The 17,598-nt window shown below is 62.4% G+C and carries 15 protein-coding genes; 14 read left to right on the top strand and 1 reads right to left on the bottom strand.

Translation table 11 applies throughout. The features are described from left to right. Window positions 1–25 precede the first annotated feature (25 nt). The gene (locus AC1RT4_RS16770) at window positions 26–595 is read left to right on the top strand and encodes a lipocalin family protein (RefSeq protein ID WP_007952485.1); all 570 of its coding nucleotides are present in this window, start codon (window positions 26–28) and stop codon (window positions 593–595) included. 46 nt (window positions 596–641) lie between these two features. Here the strand turns inward: AC1RT4_RS16770 and AC1RT4_RS16775 are convergent, their stop codons facing one another. After that, complete coding sequence (locus tag AC1RT4_RS16775; RefSeq protein WP_493086444.1) at window positions 642–2,006, bottom strand: formimidoylglutamate deiminase; 1,365 nt, start codon at window positions 2,004–2,006, stop codon at window positions 642–644. 146 nt (window positions 2,007–2,152) lie between these two features. Between AC1RT4_RS16775 and hutC the strand changes: the two genes are divergently transcribed. From hutC to AC1RT4_RS16840, 13 genes are all read left to right on the top strand, one after another. Further along, window positions 2,153–2,863, top strand: a complete 711-nt coding sequence (hutC, locus tag AC1RT4_RS16780; RefSeq protein ID WP_170844914.1) for a histidine utilization transcriptional repressor HutC — start codon at window positions 2,153–2,155, stop codon at window positions 2,861–2,863. Further along, on the top strand, window positions 2,860–3,429 hold the full coding sequence (locus tag AC1RT4_RS16785; RefSeq protein ID WP_493086446.1) for a HutD/Ves family protein: 570 nt from the start codon (window positions 2,860–2,862) through the stop codon (window positions 3,427–3,429). The genes hutC and AC1RT4_RS16785 overlap by 4 nt, the downstream gene beginning before the upstream one ends. Before the next feature lie 522 nt (window positions 3,430–3,951). After that, window positions 3,952–5,634, top strand: a complete 1,683-nt coding sequence (hutU, locus tag AC1RT4_RS16790) for a urocanate hydratase (protein ID WP_493086448.1) — start codon at window positions 3,952–3,954, stop codon at window positions 5,632–5,634. A 77-nt stretch (window positions 5,635–5,711) separates the two neighbouring features. Next, a complete protein-coding gene (locus AC1RT4_RS16795; RefSeq protein WP_074689534.1) occupies window positions 5,712–7,184 on the top strand; it encodes a purine-cytosine permease family protein in 1,473 nt (490 codons plus the stop codon). Between the two features lie 70 nt (window positions 7,185–7,254). Further along, the gene (locus tag AC1RT4_RS16800) at window positions 7,255–8,223 is read left to right on the top strand and encodes an ABC transporter substrate-binding protein (RefSeq protein WP_007952476.1); all 969 of its coding nucleotides are present in this window, start codon (window positions 7,255–7,257) and stop codon (window positions 8,221–8,223) included. A gap of 84 nt (window positions 8,224–8,307) precedes the next feature. Beyond that, window positions 8,308–9,159 carry an ABC transporter permease gene (locus AC1RT4_RS16805; protein WP_007952475.1) on the top strand — a complete coding sequence of 284 codons (852 nt, stop codon included), beginning with the start codon at window positions 8,308–8,310 and terminating at the stop codon, window positions 9,157–9,159. Further along, window positions 9,156–9,986 (top strand): quaternary amine ABC transporter ATP-binding protein, encoded by an 831-nt coding sequence (locus AC1RT4_RS16810; RefSeq protein ID WP_007952457.1) that lies wholly within the window; start codon window positions 9,156–9,158, stop codon window positions 9,984–9,986. Before AC1RT4_RS16805 ends, AC1RT4_RS16810 begins: the two co-directional genes overlap by 4 nt. A gap of 89 nt (window positions 9,987–10,075) precedes the next feature. Then, window positions 10,076–11,599: a histidine ammonia-lyase gene (gene hutH, locus AC1RT4_RS16815; RefSeq protein ID WP_493086452.1), complete on the top strand. Its 1,524-nt coding sequence runs from the start codon at window positions 10,076–10,078 to the stop codon at window positions 11,597–11,599. A 116-nt stretch (window positions 11,600–11,715) separates the two neighbouring features. Further along, a complete protein-coding gene (hutH, locus tag AC1RT4_RS16820) occupies window positions 11,716–13,248 on the top strand; it encodes a histidine ammonia-lyase (protein WP_493086454.1) in 1,533 nt (510 codons plus the stop codon). Between the two features lie 136 nt (window positions 13,249–13,384). Next, window positions 13,385–14,590, top strand: a complete 1,206-nt coding sequence (gene hutI, locus AC1RT4_RS16825) for an imidazolonepropionase (RefSeq protein WP_493086456.1) — start codon at window positions 13,385–13,387, stop codon at window positions 14,588–14,590. 10 nt (window positions 14,591–14,600) lie between these two features. Then, a complete protein-coding gene (hutG, locus tag AC1RT4_RS16830; protein ID WP_493086458.1) occupies window positions 14,601–15,401 on the top strand; it encodes an N-formylglutamate deformylase in 801 nt (266 codons plus the stop codon). A 277-nt stretch (window positions 15,402–15,678) separates the two neighbouring features. Continuing rightward, window positions 15,679–16,626, top strand: a complete 948-nt coding sequence (locus tag AC1RT4_RS16835) for a choline ABC transporter substrate-binding protein (RefSeq protein WP_493086460.1) — start codon at window positions 15,679–15,681, stop codon at window positions 16,624–16,626. Beyond that, window positions 16,626–17,543 carry an alpha/beta hydrolase gene (locus AC1RT4_RS16840; protein ID WP_493086462.1) on the top strand — a complete coding sequence of 306 codons (918 nt, stop codon included), beginning with the start codon at window positions 16,626–16,628 and terminating at the stop codon, window positions 17,541–17,543. The genes AC1RT4_RS16835 and AC1RT4_RS16840 overlap by 1 nt, the downstream gene beginning before the upstream one ends. Window positions 17,544–17,598: the final 55 nt, after the last annotated feature.

Genomic DNA, 17,598 nt, shown 5'->3' on the forward strand with positions numbered 1-17,598 from the left:
GCCACGCGCCCACGGGAGAAAAACAATGAAGCGGTTATTGCTTGTCCTTTTGGCCGGCCTGGTATTGGCCGGCTGCGCCACGTCCGGTGAAGATCCGCTGGCGCCGAAGACGGTCAACAGTGTCAATCTCAAGCGTTATCAGGGCACCTGGTACGAACTGGCGCGTCTGCCGATGTATTTCCAGCGCAATTGCGCGCAATCCGAAGCCCGTTATTCCCTCAAGCCCGACGGCAATGTTGCGGTGTACAACCGCTGCCTGACGGCGGACTGGCAGTGGGAAGAAGTCAAAGGCACGGCTTATCCACAGGTACCCGGCAAGACCGACAAGCTGTGGGTCGAGTTCGATACCTGGTTCTCGCGCCTGATTCCGGGGGTGGCGAAGGGGCAATACTGGGTGCTGTACGTCAGCGATGACTACAAGACCGCCCTCGTGGGCGACCCGAGTCGCCGCTATCTGTGGCTGTTGTCCCGCACGCCGACCGTCAACGGTGTGGTGCGTGAGGAACTGCTGAGCAAGGCGCGTCAGCAGGGTTACGACACCACGCGCCTGATCTGGCGCACGTCGGATCAACAGATGGCCAAGACGTCCAACTGAAGCGCAAAAAAACCTGTGGAGGTCGCCCTCCACAGGTTTTTTTGTGTCAGCCCAAAAGGTCTCGCAGGACCTGGGTGAAGGCGCGATTGCTGTCTTCCTCTCCGGCATGTCGCCCCTCGCGAACGACCCACTGACCGTTGACCAGCACATCGCGCACCTGACGATCGCCACCGGCAAACAGCCAGCGATTGAGAATCCCGTCACCGCTGGCCGTGGCCAGATACGGATCGCTGCCATCGAGCACAATCCAGTCGGCACGTTTGCCGACTTCCAGCGCGCCGATCGGCTGGCCCAACGCCTGAGCGCCACCGTCCAGCGCTGCGTCATACAGCGTACGGCCGACCATCGGCTGATCCGCGCCATACAAGCGGTTGCGCCGCTGATCGCGCAGGCGTTGGCCGTATTCCAGCCAGCGCAATTCTTCCACCACGCTCAACGACACATGGCTGTCGGAACCAATGCCCATGCGCCCGCCCTGAGCGAGGAAATCCACCGCCGGGAAAATCCCGTCGCCGAGGTTGGCCTCGGTGGTCAGGCACAGACCGGCGATGGCGCGACTCTTGGCCATCAGCGTGACTTCTTCCGGATTGGCGTGGGTGGCGTGGACCAGGCACCAGCGCTGATCGACTTCGGTATTTTCGTACAGCCATTGCAGCGGACGACGACCGCTCCAGCTCAGGCAGTCGTCGACTTCCTTCTGCTGTTCGGCGATGTGGATGTGCACCGGGCATTGCTTGTCGCTGGCTGCCAGCACTTCGCTGATCTGCTGCGGCGTGACTGCGCGCAACGAGTGGAAGCACAGGCCCAGCGACTGCGCCTTTTGCTGCGCCAGCAGGGGTTGCAGACGCGATTGCAGCTTCAGGTAGTTTTCGGTGCTGTTGATGAAACGGCGCTGGCCTTCGTTCGGCGTCTGGCCGCCGAAACCGCTGTGGCTGTAGAGCACCGGCAACAGCGTCAGTCCGATACCGGCGGAGCTGGCCGCCTGGCTGATGCGTAACGCCAGTTCGGCCGGGTCGGCGTAAGGCTGGCCGTTGTGATCGTGGTGGACGTAATGGAATTCGGCGACCGAGGTGTAACCGGCCTTGAGCATTTCGATGTACAGCTGACGGGCAATCACACCGAGCTGGTCGGGGCTGATTTTTCCGACGAGCCGATACATCAGATCGCGCCAGGTCCAGAAACTGTCGTTGGGATTGCCGGCCACTTCCGCCAGTCCCGCCATCGCTCGCTGGAACGCGTGGGAGTGCAGATTCGGCATCCCCGGCAGCAGCGGACCGCTCAGCCGTTCGGCGCCATCTGCGGTGGAATCGGCCTGGATTCGGGTCAGCACGCCATCGGCGCTGACCTCGAGACGTACATTGTTGGCCCATCCGTTAGGCAGCAGCGCGCGTTCGGCAAAGAAGGCGGACATGGTTCAGCACCCCATCGTGTGTTATTTGTATATACATATACAGACGTTTGCCTGCCCGGTAAACTCCGGCAAGCTAGCAACTTTCATCCAATGAACAGGGATCCACCGTGCCGACTCCGCCTCCAGTCTCCCCGTTGGCCGCGAACATGGGCGACAGTCCGGCGCCCTTGTACGCCCGCGTCAAACAGATGATCACCCAGCAGATCGACAGCGGTAACTGGCCGCCGCATTACCGCGTGCCGTCGGAAAGCGAGCTGGTCAGCCAGTTGGGCTTCAGCCGCATGACCATCAACCGCGCGCTGCGGGAAATGACCGCCGACGGTCTGTTGGTGCGCATGCAAGGCGTCGGCACTTTCGTTGCTGAACCAAAGAGCCAGTCCGCACTGTTCGAAGTGCACAACATCGCCGACGAAATCGCCTCCCGTGGCCATCGCCACACCTGTCAGGTGATCACCCTGGAAGAAGAGGCCGCCGGCTCCGAGCGCGCGCTGGCGCTGGACATGCGCGAAGGGCAGAAGGTCTTTCACTCGCTGATCGTGCATTACGAAAACGACATTCCGGTGCAGATCGAAGACCGCTTCGTCAACGCGCTGGTCGCCCCGGAATACCTCAAGCAGGACTTCACCCTGCAAACGCCTTACGCCTATCTGAACCAGGTCGCGCCGCTGACCGAAGGCGAGCATGTGGTCGAAGCGATCCTTGCCGAAGCGTCCGAATGCAAATTGCTGCAGATCGAAAAAGGCGAGCCGTGCCTGCTGATCCGCCGTCGTACCTGGTCGGGTCGTCAGCCGGTGACGGCGGCGCGGCTGATTCACCCCGGTTCCCGTCATCGTCTGGAAGGTCGGTTTCATAAATGAAAGAGTTGAAGGTATTACGCGCCGAAGGCTACCCGCGCATGCCGTGGAAAAACGGCGGCGGCAGCACCGAGGAAATCACCCGTGACGCCGGCGCCGGCCTCGACGGTTTTGGCTGGCGTCTGTCGATTGCCGACATCGCCGAATCCGGCGGCTTCTCGACCTTCGCCGGTTACCAACGGGTCATCACGGTATTGCAGGGTGACGGCATGACCCTGTGTGTCGACGGCGACGATACCCGGCCGTTGTTACCCCTCGACCCGTTTGCCTTCAGCGGCGAAAGCCAGGTGTCCTGCACCTTGCTCGGCGGCGCAATCCGCGACTTCAACCTGATCTACTCGCCCCAGCGTTACAGCGCACGCCTGCAATGGCTGGACGGCGAACAGCGGTTTTTCAGTTCGGCGAGCACCGTGCTGGTCTTCAGCGTCAGCAAACTGCTGGAGGTCACGGTCGGTGACAGTGCATCGCAACTCGGCCGTCATGACTGCCTGCAGCTGGACGGTAACACCGGGCTGACCGAGATCGCCGTCAATGCCGGTTGCTGCGTGATCGAACTGTCCCCGCGCTGATTCTCTCCCCTGATCGTTCCCATGCTCTGCGTGGGAATGCATACCGTGACGCTCTGCGTCACAAAGCGGACGCGGAGCGTCCATGGCGGCATTCCCACGCAGAGCGTGGGAACGATCTAACGATCAACGATCAAAAACCGCTGCTTTGAAAGCAGCGGTTTTTTTTCGTCCCGACGTTCCCGAAATGCGCACCAACTTGTTACCGAACGCCCCAGCGTGGCGCAAAACCACGCTTTCGTAACAATCCATCGCCGCGCTCAATACACCCCGCAAAAAATTTCATGAACGCCAGAGCCCTTGATTCAGGCGCTCCCCAGCCCTGTCAGGGATTTTTGTTGAACGGCCCTCCAACAAGTTGGCCGCTTGATTGCATATGCTTGTATGTACAAGTAAAGACGTATGCGTATGAGTCGAACGAGACTCTCCGCAGCGTCCACTGATTCGCTTGTCGCGCACTGATGCGCACAGGCTGCTTGCCCACTGCCAGGGTTGGTTTGAATTGATCGCTGAGGAGTCTTTTTCGTGACTGACAACAAAACCACTAAGTTTCGTGACGTCGAAATCCGTGCCGCCCGCGGCAACAAGCTGACCGCCAAGAGCTGGCTGACCGAAGCGCCGTTGCGCATGCTGATGAACAACCTCGACCCGGAAGTCGCCGAGAACCCGAAAGAGCTGGTGGTCTACGGTGGCATCGGCCGTGCTGCGCGTAACTGGGAGTGCTACGACAAGATCGTCGAGAGCCTGACCAACCTCAACGAAGACGAAACCCTGCTGGTGCAATCGGGCAAGCCGGTCGGCGTGTTCAAGACACACAGCAACGCCCCGCGCGTACTGATCGCCAACTCCAACCTGGTGCCGCACTGGGCGACCTGGGAACACTTCAACGAACTCGACGCCAAAGGCCTGGCCATGTACGGCCAGATGACCGCCGGCAGCTGGATCTACATCGGTAGCCAGGGCATCGTCCAGGGCACCTACGAAACCTTCGTTGAAGCCGGTCGCCAGCACTACAACGACAACCTCACCGGCAAATGGGTGCTGACCGCCGGCCTCGGCGGCATGGGCGGCGCCCAGCCACTGGCCGCGACCCTCGCCGGTGCCTGCTCGCTGAACATCGAATGCCAGCAGGTCAGCATCGATTTCCGCCTGAAAAGCCGTTATGTCGATGAGCAAGCCAAAGACCTCGACGACGCCCTGGCCCGTATCGACAAATACACCAAAGAAGGCAAGGCGATCTCCATCGCGCTGCTGGGTAACGCCGCAGAAATCCTTCCGGAACTGGTCAAGCGCGGCGTGCGCCCGGACATGGTCACCGACCAGACCAGCGCCCACGACCCGCTCAACGGTTACCTGCCGGCCGGCTGGACCTGGGACGAATACCGCGCCCGCGCCAAGACCGAACCTGCTGCCGTGATCAAGGCCGCCAAGCAATCGATGGCCGTGCACGTCAAAGCCATGCTGGAATTCCAGAAGCAAGGCATCCCGACCTTCGACTACGGCAACAACATCCGTCAGATGGCTCAGGAAGAGGGCGTCGAAAACGCATTTGATTTCCCTGGCTTCGTACCGGCCTACATCCGTCCGCTGTTCTGCCGTGGCATCGGCCCGTTCCGTTGGGCTGCGCTGTCGGGTGATCCGCAGGACATCTACAAGACCGACGCCAAAGTCAAAGAGCTGATCCCGGACGACGCCCACCTGCACAACTGGCTGGACATGGCGCGCGAGCGCATCAGCTTCCAGGGTCTGCCGGCACGTATCTGCTGGGTTGGCCTGGGCCTGCGCGCCAAGCTCGGTCTGGCGTTCAACGAAATGGTCCGCAGCGGCGAGCTGTCGGCACCGATCGTGATCGGTCGCGACCACCTCGACTCCGGCTCGGTCTCCAGCCCGAACCGCGAAACCGAATCGATGCAGGACGGCTCCGATGCAGTCTCCGACTGGCCGCTGCTGAATGCGCTGTTGAACACCGCGAGCGGTGCGACCTGGGTTTCCCTGCACCACGGTGGCGGCGTCGGCATGGGCTTCTCCCAGCACTCGGGCATGGTGATTGTCTGCGACGGTACTGACGAAGCGGCCGAGCGTATCGCTCGCGTGCTGCACAACGACCCGGGTACCGGCGTCATGCGTCACGCCGATGCCGGTTACCAGATCGCCATCGACTGCGCCAAGGAACAAGGGCTGAACCTGCCGATGATCACCGGCAAGTGAACATCTGCGGGAGCGGGCACCCTCGCTCCCGCAGGGCCACAACAACAATAACCAGAACAATCCACAGAGGTTGAATCATGGCGGGCAACACCGATCGTGCAGGCAGTAAACCGTTGATCGAAAGGCGTTCGATCGACTACATCCCGGAAGCGGAAAGACACGGTCGTCTGTTCAGTCAGTTCACCCTGTGGATGGGTGCCAACCTGCAAATCACCGCGATTGTCACCGGGGCCCTGGCCGTGGTGCTGGGCGGCGATGTGTTCTGGTCGTTGATCGGTCTGCTGATCGGTCAACTGCTGGGCGGCGGGGTGATGGCGCTGCACGCGGCGCAAGGGCCGAAGCTTGGCCTGCCGCAGATGATTTCCAGCCGGGTGCAGTTCGGCGTCTACGGCGCGGCGATCCCGATCGTGCTGGTGTGCCTGATGTACCTCGGCTTCACCGCCACCGGGACCGTGTTGTCCGGTCAGGCGCTGGGCCAGTTGTTCGGGGTCAGCGACACCGTCGGCATTCTGCTTTTCGCCAGCGTCATCGTGGTGGTCACGGTGCTTGGCTATCGGGTGATCCACTGGATCGGCCGTATCGCCAGTGCCATTGGCGTGATTGCTTTCGTGTACCTGTTCAGCCGTCTGATGAGTCAGGTGGACGTCGGCGCACTTCTGGAAATCCGTCACTTCAGCTGGAGCAGTTTCCTGCTGGCGGTGTCGCTCGCGGCCTCCTGGCAGATCGCTTTCGGCCCTTACGTGGCGGACTACTCGCGCTACCTGCCGAGCAAGGTGTCGTCGGTGAAAACCTTCTTCGCCGCCGGTGCCGGTTCGGTGATTGGTGCGCAGGTGGCGATGATCCTCGGTGTGTTCGCGGCCGCTTCGGCCAACGGGCAATTCGCCGGTCATGAAGTCGCTTACATCGTGGGTCTGGGCGGGACCGGTGCCACCGCCGCGCTGCTGTATTTCAGCATTGCGTTCGGCAAGGTCACGATCTCCACCCTGAACTCCTACGGCAGCTTCATGTGCATCGCGACCATCATCAGCGGCTTCCGTGGCCACCTGACGGTTACCCGGATGCAGCGTCTGGTGTTCGTGCTGGTGATCGTCGGCGCGGCGACCCTGATCGCGCTGCTCGGCCAGCATTCGTTCCTCGGTGCATTCAAGTCCTTCATCCTGTTCCTGCTGGCGTTCTTCACGCCGTGGAGCGCGATCAACCTGGTGGACTACTACTGCATCACCCGCGAGCGCTACGACGTACCGGCGCTGGCGGATCCGAACGGTCGCTACGGCCGCTGGAACATCCTCGGTATCAGCGTTTATGTGTTCGGGGTGCTGGTGCAACTGCCGTTCATTTCCACCAAGTTCTATACCGGTCCATTGGTAGCGGCCCTGGGGGATGTGGATATTTCCTGGATCATCGGTCTCGTGCTGCCCGCAGCGCTGTATTACGTCTGCGCGAAAAAATGGCACGGCACCGTACCCGATCGACTGATTCTGCCCGTCGAGCAGGACAGCGTTGTACAACCTAAAACAAGCGGGGCCGGTCGCGCTGCGGCGCAGGCCTGATTTGGACGTGGACAGGGCTGGATGCCTCTTGACTGCCGTAAGCCAATTCATGATTAGGAGCGTCACAACAATGAAATCGAACAAGACCCTGCTGACCACATTGCTTTCCATGGGCCTGCTGGCCAGTGCCGGCGCGACCCAGGCCGCCGGCTGGTGCGAGTCCGGCAAACCGGTGAAATTCGCCGGCCTGAACTGGGAAAGCGGCATGCTGCTGACCGACGTTCTGCAGGTGGTGCTGGAAAAAGGTTACGACTGCAAGACCGACAGCCTGCCGGGCAACTCCATCACCATGGAAAACGCCCTGAGCAGCAACGACATCCAGATCTTCGCCGAAGAATGGGTCGGCCGCAGCGAGGTCTGGAACAAGGCCGAGAAGGCCGGCAAGGTCGTCGGTGTCGGCGCCCCGGTGGTGGGTGCGATCGAAGGCTGGTACGTGCCGCGCTACGTGATCGAAGGCGACGCCAAACGCAAGCTGGAAGCCAAGGCGCCGGACCTGAAAAACATCGCCGACCTGGGTAAATACGCCGCCGTCTTCAAGGACGCCGAAGAGCCTTCCAAGGGCCGCTTCTACAACTGCCCGGCCGGCTGGACCTGCGAGCTGGACAACAGCGAAATGCTGAAAAGCTACGGTCTGGAAAACAGCTACACCAACTTCCGTCCGGGCACCGGCCCAGCGTTGGATGCTGCGGTGCTGTCGAGCTACAAGCGTGGCGAGCCGATCCTGTTCTACTACTGGTCGCCAACCCCGCTGATGGGCCAGATCGACGCGGTGAAACTGGAAGAGAAAGCGGGCGTCGACAAGACCGTGACCATCAAGGTCGGCCTGTCCAAGACCTTCCACGAGCAAGCGCCGGAGCTGGTGGCCGTGCTGGAAAAGGTCAACCTGCCGATCGACCTGCTGAACCAGAACCTGGGGCGCATGGCGAAGGAACGTATCGAGTCGCCAAAACTGGCGAAAATCTTCCTCAAGGAACATCCTGAGGTCTGGCATGCGTGGGTGAGTGAAGACGCTGCCAAGAAAATCGACGCGGCGCTGTAGGTCGAATTCCTCCCGGCCAACCGAGAGGCTGGCCGGGGTGTTCGCCGCAATCGCTTGATTGAGTTTCCTGATTGAGAGCCGCTTATGTTTCCCGAAAGCTTTACCTTTTCCATCGCCGACTGGGTCAACGGTTGGGTCGATGCGCTGGTCACCAACTACGGCGATGTGTTCCGCCATATCTCCGACACCCTGCTGTGGGCCATCGTCAATCTTGAAGGCCTGCTGCGCGCCGCACCGTGGTGGTTGATGCTGGCCATCGTCGGCGTCGTGGCCTGGCACGCCACGCGCAAGGTCGTGACCACCGCCGTGATCGTCGGTCTGTTGTTCCTGGTCGGCGCTGTCGGTCTGTGGGACAAGTTGATGCAGACCCTCGCGCTGATGATGGTGGCGACGGTCATTTCGGTGCTGATCGGCGTACCGCTGGGGATTCTCTCGGCACGCAGCAATCGCCTGCGTTCGGTGCTGATGCCGCTGCTCGACATCATGCAGACCATGCCGAGCTTCGTGTACCTGATTCCGGTGCTGATGCTGTTCGGCCTGGGCAAGGTGCCGGCGATTTTCGCCACCGTGATCTACGCCGCGCCGCCGCTGATCCGCCTGACCGATCTGGGCATCCGCCAGGTCGACGGCGAAGTGATGGAAGCGATCAACGCCTTCGGCGCCAACCGCTGGCAGCAACTGTTCGGCGTGCAACTGCCGCTGGCCCTGCCGAGCATCATGGCCGGGATCAACCAGACCACCATGATGGCCCTGTCGATGGTGGTGATCGCCTCGATGATCGGCGCCCGTGGCCTGGGTGAAGATGTGCTGGTGGGCATTCAGACCCTCAACGTCGGACGCGGCCTGGAAGCCGGTCTGGCGATCGTGATTCTCGCAGTGGTCATCGACCGCATTACCCAGGCGTATGGTCGGCCACGGCATGAGGTGAGCAAATGAGCAACGCAACCGTGAGCAAGATCGAAGTCAAAAACGTCTTCAAGATTTTCGGCAACCGCGCCTCGGACGCCCTGGCGATGGTCGGCCAGGGCAAGACCAAGGATCAGGTGCTGAACGAAACCGGTTGCGTGGTCGGGGTCAATGACTTGTCCCTGAGCATCGGCACCGGCGAGATCTTCGTGATCATGGGCCTGTCCGGCTCGGGCAAATCGACCCTGGTGCGCCACTTCAACCGCCTGATCGACCCGACCAGCGGCGCGATCCTGGTGGACGGCGTGGACATCCTGCAATACGACATGGAAGCCCTGCGCGAATTTCGCCGGCACAAGATCAGCATGGTGTTCCAGAGCTTCGGCCTGCTGCCGCACAAGACCGTGCTCGACAACGTCGCCTACGGCCTGAAAGTGCGCGGCGAGACCAAGCAGCTGTGCGCCGAACGCGCGCTGCACTGGATCAACACCGTGGGCCTCAAGGGCTACGAAAACAAGTACCCGCACCAGCTCTCCGGCGGTATGCGTCAGCGTGTGGGCCTGGCCCGCGCCCTGGCGGCAGACACCGACATCATCCTGATGGACGAAGCGTTCAGTGCGCTGGATCCGCTGATCCGCGCCGAGATGCAGGACCAGTTGCTGGAGCTGCAAAAGACCCTGCACAAGACCATCGTCTTCATCACCCACGACCTCGACGAGGCCGTGCGCATCGGCAACCGCATCGCGATCCTCAAGGACGGCCGCCTGATCCAGGTCGGCACGCCGAAAGAGATCCTGCATTCGCCGGCGGACGAATATGTCGACCGTTTCGTGCAGCGGCGGGCGGCGGTGGTTTAAAGGTTTACGGCAGGCTCGTTCCCACGTCGAGGCGTCGAACCGTCTGCGTGGGAATGCATCCCGTGACGATCAGGTTAAAGAGGTTTTAGATGTCCCAGGCTGAAAAAATCGTTATCGCCGACGCCCCGATGCGTTGGCAGGATGTGGTCGCAGTCGCCCGTCACGGCGCGCAGCTCGAGCTGTCGGTGCAGACCTGGGCGCGCATTGAAAATGCGCAGGGCATCGTCCAGCGCATCGTCGCCAGCGGCGAACGCGCCTATGGTGTGAACACCGGGCTCGGTGCGCTGTGCAACGTCTCGCTGAAAGACGAACAGCTCAGCCAGTTGTCGCGCAACACCTTGCTCAGCCATGCCTGCGGCGTCGGTCCGGTACTGGCCGACGAGCAGACCCGGGCAATCATGTGCTCGGCGATCCGCAACTACAGCCACGGCAAATCCGGCATTCATCGCCGGGTGGTCGAAGCGCTGCTGGCACTGCTCAATCGCGGCATCACACCGCAAGTGCCGTCCCAGGGTTCGGTGGGTTACCTGACCCACATGGCGCACATCGGCATCGCGCTGCTGGGCGTGGGCAATGTCAGTTATCGCGGGCAAGTGGTGTCCGCGCAGCAGGCGCTGGCGGAAGAGGGCCTGCAACCGGTGCAACTCGGCGCGAAGGACGGTCTGTGCCTGGTCAACGGTACGCCGTGCATGACCGGCCTCGGGTGCCTGGCGATTGCCGACGCCACGCGTCTGCTGCAATGGGCCGACGTGATCGGCGCCATGAGCTTCGAGGCCCAGCGCGGCCAGATCGCTGCGTTCGATGCCGAGATCATCGCGCTCAAGCCACACCCGGGCATGCAGCAGGTCGGCGTCAATCTGCGCGCCTTGCTTGATGGCAGCGAAGTGATCGCCGCGAGCAAAGGCATTCGCACTCAGGATGCCTTGAGCATCCGTTCGATCCCGCAGGTGCACGGTGCTGCGCGCGATCAACTGGAACACGCGATCAAACAGATCGAAACCGAACTCAACGGCTGCACCGACAACCCGTTGCTGCTGGGCACGCCGGATGACTTCCGGGTGATGTCCCAAGCCAACCCGCACGGGCAATCGGTGGCGCTGGCGGCGGACTTGCTGGCGATCGCGATGGCCGAAATCGGCTCGATTGCCGAGCGGCGTCTGGATCGCCTGATCAACCCGCACGTCAGCGGTCTACCGGCGTTTCTGGTGGCCAATCCGGGGGTGAACTCCGGGATGATGATCGTGCAATACGTCGCCGCGTCGCTGTGCGCGGAAAACCGCCAGTTGGCGCAACCGGCGGTGCTCGACAACTACGTCACGTCGGGCTTGCAGGAAGACCATCTGAGCATGGGCACCAACGCCGCGCTGAAGCTGCATCGCGCGCTGGAAAACTGCACGCAGATCCTCGCCATCGAATATTTGCTGGCGGCCCAGGCGTTTGAATTTCTCAAGGAACAACGCTTCGGCGCCGGCACCGATACCGCCTGGCGACTGCTGCGCGAAAAAGTCCCGGCCTACGATCAGGACCGCTGGCTGGCGCCGGATATCGCCGCTGCCGCAAGCGTTCTGAAAGACACGGATCTGCTGCACAACGCATTACCGAATCTGCACTGAAAACTACCCACGCCAGCGTGCCAAGGCGCGGCTCCCCAAAAGGGCAGACGCGACGGACAACGGACATCTCCGGAGCGTCTGGCGAGTTAACAATAAACTCTCAAAAGGAGCACAAAATGACTGCGCTGAACCTGATCCCCGGCCAACTGAGCCTGGCCCAACTGCGTGACGTTTATCAGAACCCGGTCAAGCTGACCCTCGACAACAGCGCCAGCGCGCAGATCGAGGCCAGCGTGGCCTGCGTCGAGCAGATCCTCACGGAAAACCGCACCGCCTACGGCATCAACACCGGTTTCGGCCTACTGGCCTCGACCCGCATCGCCAGCGAAGACCTGGAAAACCTCCAGCGCTCGCTGGTGCTGTCCCACGCCGCCGGCGTCGGCCAGCCGATCAGCGATGAGCTGGTGCGCCTGATCATGGTGCTCAAGGTCAACAGCCTCAGCCGTGGTTTCTCCGGTATCCGTCGGGTGGTGATCGATGCGCTGATCGCGCTGATCAACGCCGAGGTTTACCCGCACATTCCGCTGAAAGGTTCGGTCGGTGCCTCCGGTGACCTCGCGCCATTGGCGCACATGTCGCTGGTGCTGCTGGGCGAGGGCAAGGCGCGTTACAAGGGCGAGTGGATGGAAGCGACCGAAGCGCTGAAAGTCGCCGGTCTGACGCCGCTGACCCTGGCGGCGAAAGAAGGTTTGGCGCTGCTCAACGGTACTCAGGTTTCCACTGCATTCGCACTGCGCGGTCTGTTCGAAGGTGAAGACCTGTTCGCCGGCGCGCTGGCGCTGGGCGGTCTGACGGTGGAAGCGGTGCTCGGTTCGCGTTCGCCGTTCGACGCACGCATCCACGCTGCCCGTGGCCAGAAAGGCCAGATCGACGCCGCTGCCGCTTACCGCGATCTGCTGGGCGAGCGCAGCGAAGTCTCCGACTCGCATCAGAACTGCGAGAAGGTTCAGGACCCGTACTCGCTGCGTTGCCAGCCGCAAGTCATGGGCGCGTGCCTGACCCAGTTCCGTCAGGCCGCCGAAGTGCTGGCCGTCGAAGCCAACGCCGTATCCGACAACCCGTTGGTGTTCGCGGCTGAAGGCGACGTGATTTCCGGCGGCAACTTCCACGCCGAACCGGTGGCCATGGCCGCTGACAACATGGCCCTGGCCATTGCCGAAATCGGCTCCCTGAGCGAGCGCCGTATCTCGCTGATGATGGACAAGCACATGTCGCAGCTGCCGCCGTTCCTGGTGGCCAATGGCGGCGTGAACTCCGGCTTCATGATCGCCCAGGTGACCGCTGCGGCCCTGGCCAGCGAAAACAAGGTGCTGTCCCATCCGCATTCGGTGGACAGCCTGCCGACTTCTGCCAACCAGGAAGACCACGTGTCGATGGCCCCGGCTGCCGGCAAGCGCCTGTGGGAAATGGCCGAGAACACGCGCGGGATTCTGGCGGTTGAATGGCTGGCGGCGGTGCAGGGTCTGGACCTGCGCAACGGTCTGAAGACCTCGACCAAACTGGAACAGGCCCGAGGGATTCTGCGTCGCGAAGTGCCGTTCTACGAGAAGGACCGCTTCTTTGCGCCGGACATCAATGCGGCGACCGAACTGCTGGCTTCGCGGGTTCTGACGGAGCTGGTCCCGGCGAAACTGCTGCCTAGCCTTTAACCTCACCACTGATCGTTCCCACTCTCTGCGTGGGAATGCCTCAAGGGACGCTCCGCGTCCAGTGACGCGGAGCGTCACGGGCTGCATTCCCACGCGGAGCGTGGGAACGATCACCGAATTTCAACGGAGGCTCACAGTGAAAACCCTCTGGCAACACTGCCACGTCGCAACCATGGCGCAAGGCGTCTACTCGATCATCGAGGATGCGGCCATCGTGACGTCCGGTGCACTCATCGAGTGGATCGGCCCGCGCAGCCAATTGCCGTCAGGCGAATACCCGGCGGTCAATGACCTGCAAGGCGCGTGGGTCACTCCCGGCCTGATCGACTGCCACACCCACACCGTGTTCGGCGGCAACCGCAGCGGCGAATTCGAGAAGCGTCTGCAAGGCGTCAGCTACGCCGAGATCGCAGCGGCCGGTGGCGGCATCGCCAGCACCGTGCGCGCCACCCGCGAAGCCTCGGAAGACGAGCTGTTCGCCAGCGCCGCCAAACGCCTGAAAAGCCTGATGCGTGACGGCGTGACCACGGTCGAAATGAAATCCGGCTACGGCCTTGATCTGGCCAGCGAGCGCAAGATCCTGCGGGTCATCCGTCGCCTCGCCGCCGAGCTGCCGATCAGCGTGCGCAGCACCTGCCTGGCCGCCCACGCCTTGCCGCCGGAATACAAGGACCGCGCCGACGATTACATCGATCACGTCTGCGCCGAGATGCTTCCGGCGCTGGCCGCCGAAGGGTTGGTGGACGCGGTGGATGCGTTCTGCGAATACCTGGCGTTCTCCCCGGAACAAGTCGAGCGTGTGTTCATCGCCGCGCAAAAATTGGGTCTGCCGGTGAAGCTGCACGCCGAGCAATTGTCGTCGCTGCACGGCTCCAGTTTGGCCGCGCGCTACCACGCATTGTCCGCCGATCACCTGGAGTTCATGGACGAAGCCGACGCCATCGCCATGGCCGAATCCGACACCGTCGCGGTGTTGTTACCGGGCGCGTTCTACTTCCTGCGCGAAACCCAGTTGCCGCCGATGGAAGCCCTGCGCAAACACAAAGTGAAAATCGCCATCGCCAGCGACCTCAACCCCGGCACTTCGCCGGCGCTGTCGTTGCGCCTGATGCTGAACATGGCCTGCACCTGTTTCCGCATGACTCCGGAAGAGGCGTTGGCCGGCGCCACGATTCACGCGGCACAAGCCTTGGGCATGGCCGATACCCACGGCTCGCTGGAAGCCGGCAAGGTCGCGGATTTTGTCGCCTGGCAGATCGACCGCCCGGCGGATCTGGCGTACTGGCTGGGTGGTGAGCTGGACAAACGCGTCGTGCGTCACGGCGTTGAATCAAGTCTGTAGGAGAGCGGTTGTGGATAAGGTTCTGAACTTCAAACAAGGTCGCGTGCCGCTGCTGATCAGCATGCCCCACGCCGGTGTACGCCTGACCCCGGCGGTCGAGGCCGGGTTGATCCCGGACGCGAAAAGCCTGCCGGACACCGACTGGCACATTCCGCAGCTCTACGATTTCGCCGCCGAACTGGGCGCCAGCACCCTGGCAGCCGAATACTCGCGATTCGTCATCGACCTGAACCGGCCATCCGACGACAAACCGCTATACGCCGGCGCCACCACCGGTCTGTACCCGGCGACATTGTTCGATGGCATTCCATTGTTCAAGGAAGGGCAGGAGCCGTCCAAAGAAGAACGTGCGACGTATCTGGAGCAGATCTGGACGCCGTACCACCGCACCTTGCAGGAAGAACTGGCGCGGCTGAAGGCAGAGTTCGGTTACGCGTTGCTGTTCGATGCGCATTCGATCCGCTCGATCATCCCGCACCTGTTCGACGACAAGCTGCCGGATTTCAACCTTGGCACCTTCAATGGCGCCAGTTGCGATCCACAACTGGCCACGCAGCTGGAAGCGATCTGCGCCCGCCACGCCGCCTACAGCCATGTGCTGAACGGACGCTTCAAGGGCGGCCACATCACCCGTCACTACGGCAACCCGGCCGAGAACATCCACGCCGTTCAACTGGAGCTGGGCCAGTGCACGTATATGGAGGAGTTCGAACCGTTCCGCTATCGCGCCGATCTGGCGGAGCCGACGCGGGTGGTGCTCAAGGAGTTGCTGCAAGGGCTGCTCGCCTGGGGCAAAAACCACTACAACTGAGTCTGTTCTGATCGTTCCCAGGCTCCGCGTGGGAATGCAGCCCGTGACGCTCTGCGTCACTGGACGCGGAGCGTCCCTTTAGGCATTCCCACGCAGAGCGTGGGAACGATCTGCGGTGAGTGAGCGATCTGGGCGCGCGCCCTCAAACAGTCGCCACCGTGCAAATCCCGGTCGCCACAGTTCGCTTTTCCCGCTCGTCTGCTGCGTAATGTTTCGGCCACGGTGCAAGAAGACACCGATCCGAACAATAAACCGCTGCCGCACGAGACGATCCCACATGAAAAGACTGTTCACTCGTTGTGCGTTAATCCTCACCGGCTGCTCGCTGCTCAGCGCCGGCGCCATGGCTTCCGATGATGCTTCCTGCAAAACCGTGCGCATGGGCGTGGTCAACTGGACCGACGTGATCGCCACCAGCGGCATGGCTGACGTGCTGCTCAACGGCCTCGGCTACGAAAGCAAACAGACCAGCGCCGTGCAGCAAATCATCTTCGCCGGCATCCGCGACAAGCGCCTCGATATCTTCCTCGGCTACTGGAAACCGGCGATGGACAAGAACATCGCGCCGTTCCTCGCCGCCAATCAGGTCAAGGTCATGGACAAGCCAAGCCTGGCCGACGCGCAGGCGACGTTGGCGGTGCCGGACTACGTGGCGGCGGCAGGGCTGAAGACCTTCGGCGACATCGCGAAATTCAAGGATCAACTCGGCGCCAAGATCTACGGCATCGAGCCCGGCAGCGGCGCTAACACCACGATCAAGACCATGATCGAAACCAACCATTTCGGCCTCAAGGATTTCAAGATCATCGAGTCAGGTGAGGCCGGCATGCTCGCCGCCGTGCAGCGAGCGGTGAACCGCAAAGAGTTCGTGGTATTCGTCGGCTGGACCCCGCACCCGATGAACATCAACATGAAGATCACCTACCTGACCGGCAGCGAGGACGTCTATGGTCCGAATGAAGGCGCCGCCACCGTTTCCACTGTCACCGCGCCGGACTACGCCGAGCGCTGCCCGAACGTCCATCGACTGCTGGAAAACCTGACCTTCACCGCCGCCCAGGAAAGCCAGTTGATGGTGCCGATCATGGAGCGCAAAACGCCTCAGGAAGTGGCGAAAACCTGGCTGCGTGAGCATCCCGAAGACTTGCAACGCTGGCTGGCGGGTGTCAGCAGTGTCGACGGCAAGGACGGCGTGGCCACGGTTCAGGCCAGCCTGAAAAACTGATGAGTACCTATCAACTTTCACCGGCGATGGCGGCGTTCGTCGCCAGAACCGAAAGCTTCGCCAGCGATGACAGCAGCCTCGGCGGATTGCGCAAATCCTATGACGACATGTGCCGCGCCTTCACGCCCGAACGGCCGGTGGGTCTGGAGGTGGTGGATTTCCAGTTGAGCGGGGTGGCGGTGCGCTCGTATCGCCCGCCTGTCCGGCCATCGGCCAGTGGCTGGCCGTGCGCGTTGTATCTGCACGGCGGCGGTTGGGTGGTCGGCGGGCTGGATTCCCATGACTTCATCTGCTGCGAACTGGCGATGACGCTCGGGGCGATGGTGGTGGCAGTGGATTACCGGCTGGCGCCGGAGCATCCGTTCCCGGCCGGTTTCGAGGATTGCCTGAGCGTGTGGCGCGCGTTGCGCAGCGGGCCGTTCTGGTTCGATCCCGGGCGGATGCTGGTGGTGGGCGACAGCGCCGGCGGCAATCTGGCCGCGGCGCTGTGCCTGGCGCTGCGCGATGCCGGCGAGCCGCTGCCGGGCGCGCAGGTCTTGATCTATCCGGGGCTGGGAGGTGACGAGCAGTTAGCGTCGCGCAGCGAATGCGCCGATGCGCCGTTGCTCGCCAGCAGCGATGTCGATTGTTATCACGCCCTGTACCTGCGCGGCACCGCGAAGCCGAACGCCTATGCGATGCCGTTGCTGGCCGGAGACTTCAGCGGTTTGCCCCCGGCCTGGATCGCCGTGGCGCAGTTCGATCCGCTGCGTGACGACGGCGTGTGCTACGCCGAACGGCTTAACGCGGCGGGCGTCGACGCGGCGCTGTACTACGGCGAAGGGCTGGTTCACGGCTGCCTGCGGGCGCGGCATCAGGTCGCCGAGGTTGATCGTCTCTTTGAGAACCTGCTGGGGTTCATGGCTGACAAATTGTGACAGCGCGCGGGCATGCTCATTGACGTAAATCGGGTTTATGATGCCGGACGGCAGA

The sequence above is a fragment of the Pseudomonas sp. GW821-FHT11D10 genome, from assembly GCF_058808435.1.

Coding starts and splice junctions, on each gene's coding strand:
- AC1RT4_RS16770 (WP_007952485.1), top strand. CDS start 26: ATGAAGCGGTTATTGCTTGTCCTTTTGGCCGGCCTGGTATTGGCCGGC.
- AC1RT4_RS16775 (WP_493086444.1), bottom strand. CDS start 2,006: ATGTCCGCCTTCTTTGCCGAACGCGCGCTGCTGCCTAACGGATGGGCC.
- hutC (WP_170844914.1), top strand. CDS start 2,153: ATGGGCGACAGTCCGGCGCCCTTGTACGCCCGCGTCAAACAGATGATC.
- AC1RT4_RS16785 (WP_493086446.1), top strand. CDS start 2,860: ATGAAAGAGTTGAAGGTATTACGCGCCGAAGGCTACCCGCGCATGCCG.
- AC1RT4_RS16795 (WP_074689534.1), top strand. CDS start 5,712: ATGGCGGGCAACACCGATCGTGCAGGCAGTAAACCGTTGATCGAAAGG.
- AC1RT4_RS16800 (WP_007952476.1), top strand. CDS start 7,255: ATGAAATCGAACAAGACCCTGCTGACCACATTGCTTTCCATGGGCCTG.
- AC1RT4_RS16805 (WP_007952475.1), top strand. CDS start 8,308: ATGTTTCCCGAAAGCTTTACCTTTTCCATCGCCGACTGGGTCAACGGT.
- AC1RT4_RS16810 (WP_007952457.1), top strand. CDS start 9,156: ATGAGCAACGCAACCGTGAGCAAGATCGAAGTCAAAAACGTCTTCAAG.
- hutH (WP_493086452.1), top strand. CDS start 10,076: ATGTCCCAGGCTGAAAAAATCGTTATCGCCGACGCCCCGATGCGTTGG.
- hutH (WP_493086454.1), top strand. CDS start 11,716: ATGACTGCGCTGAACCTGATCCCCGGCCAACTGAGCCTGGCCCAACTG.
- AC1RT4_RS16835 (WP_493086460.1), top strand. CDS start 15,679: ATGAAAAGACTGTTCACTCGTTGTGCGTTAATCCTCACCGGCTGCTCG.
- AC1RT4_RS16840 (WP_493086462.1), top strand. CDS start 16,626: ATGAGTACCTATCAACTTTCACCGGCGATGGCGGCGTTCGTCGCCAGA.